At 67.5% G+C, this 11,628-nt stretch carries 7 protein-coding genes and 1 pseudogene; 4 read left to right on the forward strand and 4 right to left on the reverse strand.

Translation table 11 applies throughout. The features are described from left to right. Positions 1–373 precede the first annotated feature (373 nt). Positions 374–4,957, forward strand: a complete 4,584-nt coding sequence (gene gltB / locus A5704_RS01685) for a glutamate synthase large subunit (protein WP_067783944.1) — start codon at positions 374–376, stop codon at positions 4,955–4,957. After that, positions 4,950–6,416, forward strand: a complete 1,467-nt coding sequence (locus A5704_RS01690) for a glutamate synthase subunit beta (RefSeq protein WP_067751882.1) — start codon at positions 4,950–4,952, stop codon at positions 6,414–6,416. Before gltB ends, A5704_RS01690 begins: the two co-directional genes overlap by 8 nt. 397 nt (positions 6,417–6,813) lie before the next feature. On the opposite strand, the gene A5704_RS01695 is transcribed toward A5704_RS01690, so the two are convergent. Then, on the reverse strand, positions 6,814–7,662 hold the full coding sequence (locus tag A5704_RS01695; RefSeq protein ID WP_067783942.1) for an LLM class F420-dependent oxidoreductase: 849 nt from the start codon (positions 7,660–7,662) through the stop codon (positions 6,814–6,816). Between the two features lie 51 nt (positions 7,663–7,713). Between A5704_RS01695 and A5704_RS01700 the strand changes: the two genes are divergently transcribed. Continuing rightward, entirely contained in the window at positions 7,714–8,145 is a 432-nt protein-coding gene (locus A5704_RS01700) for a hypothetical protein (RefSeq protein WP_067887086.1), read from the forward strand. Between the two features lie 76 nt (positions 8,146–8,221). After that, complete coding sequence (locus tag A5704_RS01705) at positions 8,222–9,229, forward strand: PHP domain-containing protein (RefSeq protein WP_067887089.1); 1,008 nt, start codon at positions 8,222–8,224, stop codon at positions 9,227–9,229. Positions 9,230–9,238: 9 nt separating this feature from the next. Here the strand turns inward: A5704_RS01705 and A5704_RS01710 are convergent, their stop codons facing one another. The 3 genes and pseudogenes from A5704_RS01710 to A5704_RS29665 form a co-directional block, all read right to left on the reverse strand. After that, the gene (locus A5704_RS01710) at positions 9,239–9,997 is read right to left on the reverse strand and encodes a YoaK family protein (protein WP_067887092.1); all 759 of its coding nucleotides are present in this window, start codon (positions 9,995–9,997) and stop codon (positions 9,239–9,241) included. Positions 9,998–10,149: 152 nt separating this feature from the next. Next, positions 10,150–11,355, reverse strand: a complete 1,206-nt coding sequence (gene dinB, locus A5704_RS01715; protein ID WP_067887095.1) for a DNA polymerase IV — start codon at positions 11,353–11,355, stop codon at positions 10,150–10,152. Positions 11,356–11,497: 142 nt separating this feature from the next. Beyond that, a pseudogene (locus A5704_RS29665) lies at positions 11,498–11,628 on the reverse strand (hypothetical protein); the annotation flags it as partial.

An 11,628-nucleotide genomic window follows, 5' to 3' on the forward strand; every position in this document is an offset into this window, starting at 1 on the left:
GGCGCCCCACCCGCCACACCGGACCGCCGGGATCCGGGCGGCTGTGACGGAAATTGCAAACCCGAAACAGCACGTCGGCGCCGCTGCGGCGCCTCCGCCGCCGAGAAATTTACGGCGCTGCCAGGTGACGGTTAGACTTGACGAAGTTGGCATGTCAGCCGGGTATTGTCATATCGTTTTACGACTTGTCGAGACCGGTTTCCAGGCCACCGTTCAGCGCTGCACGGACGCATCCCTAACAGGATCATCTCCGCCTGGGGGACAGCCTATCGAGACAAGACCGAGGGGTCACAGCCCGCAACCTTCGGGTGCGATCTCATCGGAGCAGCCGTCAACGGCCGCTCGCAACGTTCAGGTGAAGGGTCAGGTGCATATGACGCCCAAGCGCGTCGGGTTATACAACCCCGCGTTCGAGCACGATTCGTGCGGGGTAGCCATGGTCGTCGATATGCACGGCCGTCGTAGCCGCGACATCGTGGACAAGGCAATCACCGCGCTGCTCAACCTCGAACACCGCGGTGCTCAGGGCGCCGAGCCGCGCAGCGGTGACGGGGCCGGCATCCTGATCCAGGTTCCGGATGCGTTCTTGCGTGAGGTCGTCGACTTCGAACTCCCCGAGCCGGGCAGCTATGCCACCGGCATCGCCTTCCTGCCCCAGTCGTCGAAGGACGCCGCGGCGGCCTGCGACGCGGTCGAGAAGATCGCCGAGGCCGAGGGCCTGACGGTGCTCGGCTGGCGCAACGTGCCCATCGACGACTCCTCGCTGGGGGCGCTGTCCCGTGACGCGATGCCCACCTTCCGGCAGGTGTTCATGGCCGGCGCTTCCGACATGACGCTCGAGCGCCGCTGCTACCTGGTTCGGAAGCGCGCCGAGCACGAACTCGGCACCAAGGGACCGGGCCAGGACGGTCCCGGGCGCGAAACCGTTTATTTCCCAAGCCTTTCCGGTCAGACCATGGTCTACAAGGGGATGCTGACCACCCCGCAGCTCAAGGCGTTCTATCTTGACCTGCAAGACGATCGGATGACCAGCGCGCTGGGCATCGTGCACTCGCGGTTCTCCACCAACACCTTCCCGTCGTGGCCGCTGGCCCACCCGTTCCGTCGCGTCGCCCACAACGGTGAGATCAACACCGTCACCGGCAACGAGAACTGGATGCGGGCCCGTGAGGCGTTGATCAAGACCGAGATCTTCGGCACGGAAGCCGATGTCGAGAAGCTGTTCCCGATCTGTACCCCGGGCGCCTCCGACACCGCACGCTTCGACGAGGCGCTCGAACTGCTGCACCTGGGCGGCCGCAGCCTGGCGCACGCGGTGCTGATGATGATCCCCGAGGCCTGGGAGCGCAACGAATCGATGGACCCGGCGCGTCGGGCGTTCTACGAGTACCACGCGTCGTTGATGGAGCCCTGGGACGGTCCCGCGTCGATCACCTTCACCGACGGCACCATCGTTGGCGCCGTTCTTGACCGAAATGGCTTGCGCCCCTCGCGGATCTGGGTCACCGACGACGGCTTGGTGGTGATGGCTTCCGAGGCGGGTGTCCTGGATCTGGACCCCGCCAAGGTGGTCCGCCGGATGCGGCTGCAGCCGGGCCGCATGTTCCTGGTGGACACCACCCAGGGCCGCATCGTCTCCGACGAGGAGATCAAGGCCGAGCTCGCCGCCGAGCACCCGTACCAGGAGTGGCTCGATAGGAACCTGGTTCCCCTCGAGAAGCTGCCGCAGGGCGATTACGTGCGGATGCCCCACGATCGACTTGTCAAGCGGCAGCTGGCTTTCGGCTACACCTACGAGGAGCTCAACCTCCTGGTGTCGCCCATGGTGCGCACCGGCGCAGAGCCGATCGGCTCGATGGGCACCGACACCCCGGTCGCGGTGCTCTCGCAGCGTCCGCGGATGCTCTACGACTACTTCCAGCAGCTCTTCGCCCAGGTGACCAACCCGCCGCTGGACGCCATCCGCGAGGAGGTGGTGACCAGTTTGCAGGGCACCACCGGCGGGGAGCGCGACCTGCTGACGCCGACCGAGCACTCGTGTCACCAGATCGCTTTGCAGCAGCCGATTCTGCGCAACCACGAGCTGGCCAAGCTGGTCAACCTCAACCCCGACGACGAAGTCAACGGGCGTCCGCATGGCATGCGGTCCAAAGTGATTCGCTGCCTGTACCCGGTCGCCGAGGGCGGCGCGGGGCTGGCCGCGGCGCTGGACGACGTGCGCGCACAGGCGTCGGCGGCGATCGAGGACGGTGCGCGGGTCATCATCCTGTCCGACCGGGAGTCCAACGAGCAGATGGCGCCCATCCCGTCGCTGCTCGCCGTCGCCGGCGTGCACCACCACCTGGTGCGCGACCGGACACGCACCCACGTGGGCCTGGTCGTCGAGACCGGCGACGCCCGCGAGGTGCACCACATGGCGATGCTGATCGGGTGCGGGGCCGCGGCGATCAACCCCTACCTGGCGTTCGAGTCGATCGAGGACATGCTCGACCGCGGCGCGATCGACGGGATCGACCGCGAGAAGGCGCTGAACAATTACGTCAAGGCGGCCGGCAAGGGCGTGCTCAAAGTGATGTCCAAGATGGGCATTTCGACGCTCGCCTCTTACACCGGTGCACAGCTGTTCCAGGCGGTGGGCATCTCCGAGGACGTGCTCGACGAGTACTTCACCGGACTGAGCTGTCCGATCGGTGGTATCACCCTGGAGGACATCGCCGCCGACGTCGCGACGCGCCACCGGCTGGCCTACCTGGACCGCCGCGACGAGCGCGCGCACCGCGAGCTCGAGGTGGGCGGCGAATACCAGTGGCGCCGGGAGGGTGAGTATCACCTGTTCAATCCGGAGACGGTCTTCAAGCTGCAGCACTCGACCCGCACCGGTCAGTACAAGATCTTCAAGGACTACACCCGGCTGGTCGACGACCAGAGCGAGCGGATGGCCTCACTGCGTGGCCTGCTGAAGTTCCGCGGCGGTGTGCGTCCCCCGATTCCGCTGGAAGAGGTCGAGCCGGCGAGCGAGATCGTCAAGCGCTTCTCGACCGGGGCGATGAGCTACGGATCCATCTCGGCCGAAGCCCACGAGACGCTCGCCATCGCGATGAACCGGTTGGGTGGGCGATCCAACAGCGGTGAGGGCGGCGAGGACGTCAAGCGTTTCGACCGCGATCCCAACGGGGATTGGCGCCGCAGCGCGATCAAGCAGGTCGCGTCCGCACGGTTCGGCGTGACCTCGCACTACCTGACGAATTGCACCGACATCCAGATCAAGATGGCCCAGGGCGCCAAACCCGGTGAGGGCGGCCAGCTTCCGGGGCACAAGGTGTACCCGTGGGTCGCCGAGGTCCGGCACTCCACGCCCGGCGTCGGCCTGATCTCTCCGCCGCCGCACCACGACATCTACTCCATCGAGGACCTCGCGCAGCTGATCCACGACCTGAAGAACGCCAACCCGTCCGCGCGGGTGCACGTCAAGCTGGTCTCCGAGAACGGGGTGGGCACGGTTGCGGCCGGCGTTTCCAAGGCGCACGCCGACGTGGTGTTGATCTCGGGCCACGACGGCGGCACCGGCGCGACGCCGCTGACGTCGATGAAGCACGCCGGCGCGCCCTGGGAGCTCGGTCTGGCCGAGACGCAACAGACCCTGCTGCTCAACGGGTTACGCGACCGGATCGTGGTCCAGGTGGACGGCCAGCTCAAGACGGGCCGCGACGTGATGATCGCCGCGCTGCTGGGCGCCGAGGAATTCGGCTTCGCCACCGCGCCGCTGGTGGTGGCCGGCTGCATCATGATGCGGGTGTGCCACCTGGACACCTGCCCGGTCGGCGTCGCCACCCAGAACCCGCTGCTGCGGGAGCGGTTCACCGGTAAGCCGGAGTTCGTCGAGAACTTCTTCATGTTCATCGCCGAAGAGGTGCGGGAGTACATGGCGCAGTTGGGTTTCCGCACCCTCAACGAGGCCGTCGGCCAGGTGGGGGCGCTGGACACCACGCTGGCGCGGGCGCACTGGAAGGCGCACAAGCTGGACCTCACGCCGGTGCTGCACGAGCCCGAGTCGGCGTTCATGAACCAGGACCTGTACTGCAGCTCGCGGCAGGATCACGGTCTGGACAAGGCGCTGGATCAGCAGTTGATCGTGATGAGCCGGGAGGCGCTCGATTCCGGCAAGCCGGTGCGTTTCTCCACCACGATCAGCAACGTCAACCGCACGGTGGGCACCATGCTCGGCCACGAGGTGACGAAAGCCTATGGCGGCCAGGGCCTTCCGGATGGAACCATCGACATAACGTTCGACGGCTCCGCCGGCAACAGCTTTGGGGCATTCGTCCCGAAGGGAATCACCCTGCGCGTCTACGGCGATGCCAACGACTACGTCGGCAAGGGCCTGTCCGGTGGCCGGATTGTGGTGCGGCCGTCGGACAACGCCCCGCAGGACTATGTGGCCGAGGACAACATCATCGGCGGCAACGTGATCCTGTTCGGCGCGACCAGCGGGGAGGCATTCCTGCGCGGAGTGGTCGGCGAACGGTTCGCGGTCCGCAACTCGGGTGCCCACGCGGTGGTCGAAGGTGTGGGTGACCATGGATGCGAATACATGACGGGTGGTCGGGTAGTGATTCTGGGCCGCACTGGCCGCAACTTCGCCGCGGGAATGTCCGGCGGCGTGGCCTACGTATATGACCCGGACGAGGAATTGCCGGACAATCTCAACATCGAGATGGTGGACATGGAGGCGCTGGACTCCGACGATGCCGAGTTCCTGCACGGGATAATCCGGGCGCACGTGGATGCCACCGATTCCGCGGTGGGCCAGCGGATCCTGGCCGACTGGCGCGGTCAACAGCGCCACTTCGTCAAGGTGATGCCGCGCGACTACAAGAAGGTGCTGCAGGCGATCGCCGAAGCCGAGCGCGACGGCATCGACGTGGACAAGGCGATCATGGCGGCCGCGCATGGCTGATCCGAGCGGCTTCCTGAAGTACACCCACCGGGAACTGCCGAAGCGTCGGCCTGTCCCGCTGCGGTTGAAGGACTGGCACGAGGTCTACGAAGACTTCGACGAAGGCACGCTGCGCGAGCAGGCGACCCGTTGCATGGATTGCGGTATTCCGTTCTGCCACAACGGCTGTCCTTTGGGGAACCTGATCCCCGAATGGAACGACCTGGTGCGCACGGGCCGGTGGCGCGACGCGATCGAGCGGCTGCACGCCACCAACAACTTCCCGGACTTCACCGGCAGGCTGTGCCCGGCGCCGTGTGAACCGGCCTGTGTGCTCGGCATCAATCAGGATCCGGTGACTATCAAGCAGATCGAGCTGGAGATCATCGACCGCGCCTTCGAAGAAGGCTTCGTCGAGCCGCTGCCCCCGGACAAGCTGACCGGGAAGAAGGTCGCGGTGGTGGGCTCGGGCCCGGCCGGTTTGGCCGCGGCGCAGCAATTGACCCGCGCCGGCCACACGGTCACCGTGTTCGAGCGGGCTGACCGCATCGGCGGCCTGCTGCGATACGGCATCCCGGAATTCAAGATGGAGAAGCGCGTCCTCGACCGGCGCCTGGACCAGATGCGCGCCGAGGGGACCGAGTTCCGCGCCGGTGTGAACGTCGGGGTCGACATCACCGCCGAACAGCTGCGCGCCGACTTCGATGCGGTGGTGCTGGCCGGTGGTGCGACCGCCGCGCGGGACCTGCCCGTCCCCGGTCGGGACCTGGACGGAATCCACCAGGCGATGGAGTACCTGCCGTGGGGCAACCGGGTGCAGGAGGGCGATGACGTCCTCGGGCCCGACGGGGAGCCCCCGATCACCGCCAAGGGCAAGAAGGTCGTCATCATCGGCGGCGGCGACACCGGCGCGGACTGCCTGGGCACCGCGCACCGCCAGGGTGCCACCGTCGTGCACCAGTTCGAGATCATGCCGCGCCCGCCGGAGTCTCGGGCCGAATCGACCCCGTGGCCGACTTACCCCTTGATGTACCGGGTTTCGTCGGCGCACGAAGAGGGTGGCGAGCGGGTGTTCTCGGTGAACACCGAGCAGTTCGTGGGCGAGGATGGCCGCGTGACGGCGCTCAAAGCCCACGAAGTCACCATGCAGGATGGCAAGTTCGTCAAGGTCGAGGGCTCGGACTTCGAGCTCGAGGCCGATCTGGTGCTGCTGGCGATGGGCTTCGTCGGACCGGAGCGGGAGGGCCTGCTCACCGACCTCGAAGTCAAGCTCACCGATCGCGGCAACGTCGCGCGTGGCGCCGACTTCGACACGTCGGTACCGGGCGTGTTCGTCGCCGGGGACATGGGCCGCGGCCAGTCGCTGATCGTCTGGGCGATAGCTGAGGGCAGGGCCGCGGCCGCGGCCGTGGACCGCTACCTGATGGGTGTGACCGCCCTTCCCGCGCCGGTCAAGCCGACCGCAGTACCGCTCCAGTAGTCACAGAAGTCACATCAGAAACACACGTCCCAAAATCGGCGAGTCTGCCACCGTTTGCCAGGCGGCGGGTGTCTAATAACCCGTTGTGGGCTTCGTCACACGGGCGAGTGATCGGGGCTCCGGCGGAACGGAACGATCGCAGGAGTGATCACTGTGCACATCAATCCAGTACCTCGATCCCGGATGGGGCGAATCGCCTGGTCCTGGTTTCGTCACCCCGTGAAGAGCCGCGAGTTCCCTGCCAAACACGAGCGCCTGGTCACCGCCGCCGAATTACTGATCTTCGGGGCATAGCCGCCCCGCCGCGCGCCTCCGGGTGCGACGCGGGGGTTTGCTCGACGGAGCAAACGGGGGGACATGTTCGGCACACCGCGAAGGTCCCCGGTACCGGTGTTGATCAGCTCAGCAATCCCGAATCGCGAATGACCTCGGCCAGCGGTTCCAGGACGCTCGGGTCGTGGGGCGGGTTGATGTAGACGATGCCCAGGTCGAGTCCCTCGGCCGCCAGCCCGGCCGCCTCCTCGACGACCTGCTGGTAGTTGCGCTGCTCGTCCAGGCGCAGGTGCGCCGACAACATGATCTCCTTCGGATCGCGCCCGATCTTCTCGCACTCCGCGGCGAGCACGTCGCGCTTGCGCGCGAACACCTCGGGCGGGCCGCCGACGAAGTTCCAGTGCTGCGCGTAGCGGGCGGTGATCGGCAGCGTCCGTTTCTCCCCGCTGCCGCCGATGCAGATCGGCGGGTGCGGGCGCTGGACGCCCTTGGGTTCGTTGCGCGCGCCCTTGAGCTGGTAGTACTTGCCGTCGAAGTCCGTGGTGTCCTGACTGAGCAGGCTGGTCAGCACCTGGCACGCCTCCTCGAATCGATCGAAACGTTCCCGGATGCTGCCCAGCTCGATGCCGTAGGCGCCTGACTCTTCCTCGTTCCAGCCGGCTCCGATGCCCAGCTCGAGCCGTCCGTTCGAGATGATGTCGAGTGCGGCGGCCATGTTGGCCAGCACGGCGGGGTGGCGGTAGTGAATGCCCGTCACCAGCGTGCCCAGCCGCAACCGTTTGGTGGCCTGCGCCAGCGCGGTCAGCGTCGTCCAGCCCTCCAGGCAGGGCCCGCTGCTGTCGGAGAAAATCGGGTAGAAGTGGTCGAAGGTCCACCCGGACTCGTAAACGTCGATGTCGTCGGCGGCCTGCCAGACGGCGAGCATGTCGGCCCAGGTGGTGTTTTGCGGGGAGGTCTTGAAGGCGAATCGCATGGAATCGACGTTAGTCGATCTTTATGAAGGGCAACTAAACTCAGGCTCGCGATGAATTACTCCCTCGGGCTCGACACCAAGATCACGCTGCTGGCGGCCGGGCTGATCTTTCTGCTCGCGCTGGTCCTCGGGGTTTGGAAGTACCGGCAGATCATGACGGCCGACGACCACCGCGCCCATCCCTACGTCGACATCGCACACCGGGCGGCGTTGCTCTACTCGTTTGCGACGCTGCTGCTGGCGGTCTTCGTCGAGCTGAGCGCGTGGCCGGCGTGGCTCAACCTGGCCGCGGCCGGCGTGGTCGTCTTCTTTTTCGTCGGCGCCATCCTCAGCTACATCGGGCACGGGGCGCGGCGCGACACCGTCAACCAGTTCGAGAACCCCGTCCCCGGCACCGGGGTGATGATGGCGTTGCTCATCGCCGGCGAGATCGGGGGCTTCGGCGTCCTGCTCGCCGGATTCATCGCCGGGGAGTTCCGGTGACCCGGACGGCTTTGGCGGTGACCTGCGTCGCCCGGCTCCGCCGCGCTTGCAGTCACCACGCAGGCACACTGGAGTCATGGATCCCGTAGAGGCCTTGCGGCAGATCGCCTACTACAAGGACCGCAGCCGCCACGACCCGCGGCGCGTGATGGCATATCGCAACGCCGCCGACATCATCGAGGGGCTCGACGACGCGGCGCGCGAGCGGCACGGCCAAGCCAACAGCTGGCAGTCGCTGCCCGGCATCGGTCCCAAGACCGCGAAGGTCATCGGCCAGGCCTGGTGCGGCCGCGAGCCCGACCTGCTGGCCGAATTACGTTCGGCCGCAGAGGATCTCGGTGGCGGGGACATCCGGGCGGCGTTGCGGGGCGATCTGCATCTGCATTCGAACTGGTCGGACGGGTCGGCACCGATCGACGAGATGATGGCGACTGCGTCCGCGCTCGGGCACGAGTATTGCGCGCTGACCGACCACTCGCCGCGGCTGACCATCGCCAACGGGCTGTCGCCCCAGCGCCTGCGTGCGCAGCTCGACGTCATCGACAAGCTGCGTGACCAGTTCGCGCCGATGCGCATCCTCACCGGGATCGAGGTCGACATCCTCGAGGACGGCAGCCTGGACCAGGAGCCCGAGCTGCTCGAGCGGCTCGACGTGGTCGTGGCCAGCGTGCATTCCAAGCTGTCGATGGACGCCTCGGCGATGACGCGGCGCATGGTGCGCGCCGTTTCGAATCCGCACGCCGACGTGCTGGGCCATTGCACCGGCCGGCTGGTATCGGGCAACCGGGGCATCCGTCCGCAATCGAAGTTCGACGCGGAAGCGGTCTTCACCGCCTGCCGCGATCACGGCACCGCGGTGGAGATCAACTCGCGACCCGAACGCCGGGACCCGCCGACCGCGCTGCTCAAGCTGGCGCTCGAAATCGGCTGCGTGTTCAGCATCGACACCGACGCGCACGCGCCGGGCCAATTGGACTTCCTCGGCTACGGCGCGCAGCGTGCGCTGGACGTGGGCGTGCCCGTCGACCGGATCGTCAACACCTGGCCGGCCGACAAGCTGCTGGAGTGGACCGGCTCGAATTGAGACGGCCGCTCAGACCCGCACCGGTTCGGCGTGCTCGGGAACCGGTTCTTCGCTGCGGGCGGCGCTCTGCAATAGATTGGCGGCGGCCACGGTGGCGCAGGTCGCGGCCGGGATGAGCAACGCGTAACCCCCTAACCGCGCGCCGAACACGATCCCGGCCACGCCGCCCCCGAGGAACAGCAGGAGGGTGGTCGCCAGGATCGCGGCTTTCCATTTATCGATTCCGTGCAGTCGACTGCGGCCGAGGATCAGCCCGAGGTCGGTGACGGTCCCGGTGAAGTGCGTGGTGCGGATCGCCATTCCGCGGAAGCTCGATGTCATCGCGTTCTGCAGGCCGAGGGCCGCGGCGGCGAACAGCGCCTGCACCGCGGTCTGCTCGACGCCCAGGGCGTTGATCTGCGCCTTGACGACGGTCTCCTCGACACCGGCCGCGGCGAGCACGAGCAACACTGCCTCGAGGAAGAGCACAGCGGCGTGGCGTGGGCCCGCAAGGGCATCGGTGGACGCAAGGATCGCTCCGGCCACCGTCGCTCCCGCCAAGAAGCCCAAGAAGATCGCGGCGAGCACGTGCCCTTCGTAGAGCCAGGGGTTGGCCGTGTTCATGCCCAGCTGGGTGGTGATCGCCGTCAGGTTGCCGACGGGCAGCGCCAGGATCAAAAGCGCCACGGCGTTGACGAAGCCCGCGGACAAGGCGAGCAGCGCGCTGTAACCGAGCAGGAGACCTTCGCGGGGCAGGCCGCTGTCGCGGGCTTGGTGCGGCGGCGGCATCGGGTTCGGTCGCTCACTTTCGATGGTCGGGTTTTCGCCAGCCTAACCATCAGGCCGTCAGACTTGCGGCGCCGAGAGGCTGATTCAAATCAACCTCAAATCATCGAAATCGCTTGCGGCAGAGAATGATTGGTGAGAACGATCACAACCCGTCAGTCGGGAAGACGTGGCATCTCCGTACCCGGATCGTGGCCGACCAAAACCGCGGGTGTCAGCGCGGACCTGCCGTACCGATCACGCACCCGGTCGATCGCCGCGTCGATGGCGAGCCGGTTGTCGTGCTCATCGAACGGCAATGTCAGTTGCTGGGCGCCGCTGCGGTCGATCCCCGACACCGCGAACCCGACCAGCGTCAGCCCGCGCTGCGCGATGAGCGGAGCGGCCGACACGACCAGCCCCCGCGCGGCGGCCAGGATCGGCTGCGTCGAGGACGTCGTCCACGGCAGCGTCCGTGACCGCGTCGCCCGTCCGAAATCGTCAAACCGCAGGCGCAGCACCACCGTGCGGCCGGTACGCCCGGCGGCACGCATCCGGCGGGTGATGCGGTCGATCAGGTTGATCACCACCGCATCGATCTCAGCGGCCGACATGGTGTTGCCGGCGCGGCCGAGCGCCCGCTGCGCCCCGACGGACCGCCGCCGCACACCGGTGGTCACCCGGCGGCGGTCGATGTTGCGGGACAGCGCGAACAGCTGGCGCCCCATGGCGCCGCCCAGCAGCGAGGCCAGCGTCGACTCACTCAGCTCGGCCACGTCGGCGACGGTCACGAGCCCATGGGCGTGGAGTTTCTCGGCCGTCTTGGCGCCCACGCCCCACAGCCGCCGGACCGGCAACGGGTGCAGGAACGCGAGCTCCTGGTCCGGCGGCACCAACAGCAGCCCGTCGGGCTTGGCCTCCTGGCTGGCGACCTTGGCGAGAAACTTCGTCCGGGCGATGCCCACCGTGATCGGCAGGCCGACGCGGTCGCGCACGTCGGCGCGTAGCCTTCCGGCGATCTGTACCGGCGTTCCGGACACCCGGCGCAGGCCGCCGACGTCGAGAAACGCCTCGTCCACCGAGAGCGGCTCCACAATCGGTGTGCAGTCGCGAAACACCTCGAACACGGCGTCGCTGGCGCGGCTGTACGCGCTCATCCGGGGCGGGACGACCACGGCGTGCGGGCACAGCCGCCGCGCCTGGGCGCCGCCCATCGCCGTTCGCACGCCGTAGGCCTTGGCCTCGTAACTGGCGGCGAGCACGACCCCGCCGCCGACGATGATTGGGCGGCCACGCAGCGTCGGATCGTCGCGCTGCTCCACGGACGCGTAGAACGAATCCAGGTCCGCGTGCATGATGGACGCCTCACACCGCACGAACATATGTTCGCACGCGGGGGTGACGGGATGCGATGCTGGCGACCCGCTTCGGCCGGCTACGCCGCGCTTGCGATCGCCACCGATGCGATGGTGGCGACCCGCTTCGGCCGGCTACGCCGCGCTTGCGATCGCCACCGATGCGATGGTGGCGACCCGCTTCGCCCGGCTGCGCCGCGCTTGCGATCGCCACCGATGCGATGGTGGCGACCCGCTTCGCCCGGCTGCGCCGCGCTTGCGATCGCCACTGATGCGATGGTGGCGACCCGCTTCGCCCGG

Source organism: Mycobacterium sp. E735, assembly GCF_001666955.1.
Lineage (GTDB): Bacteria > Actinomycetota > Actinomycetes > Mycobacteriales > Mycobacteriaceae > Mycobacterium.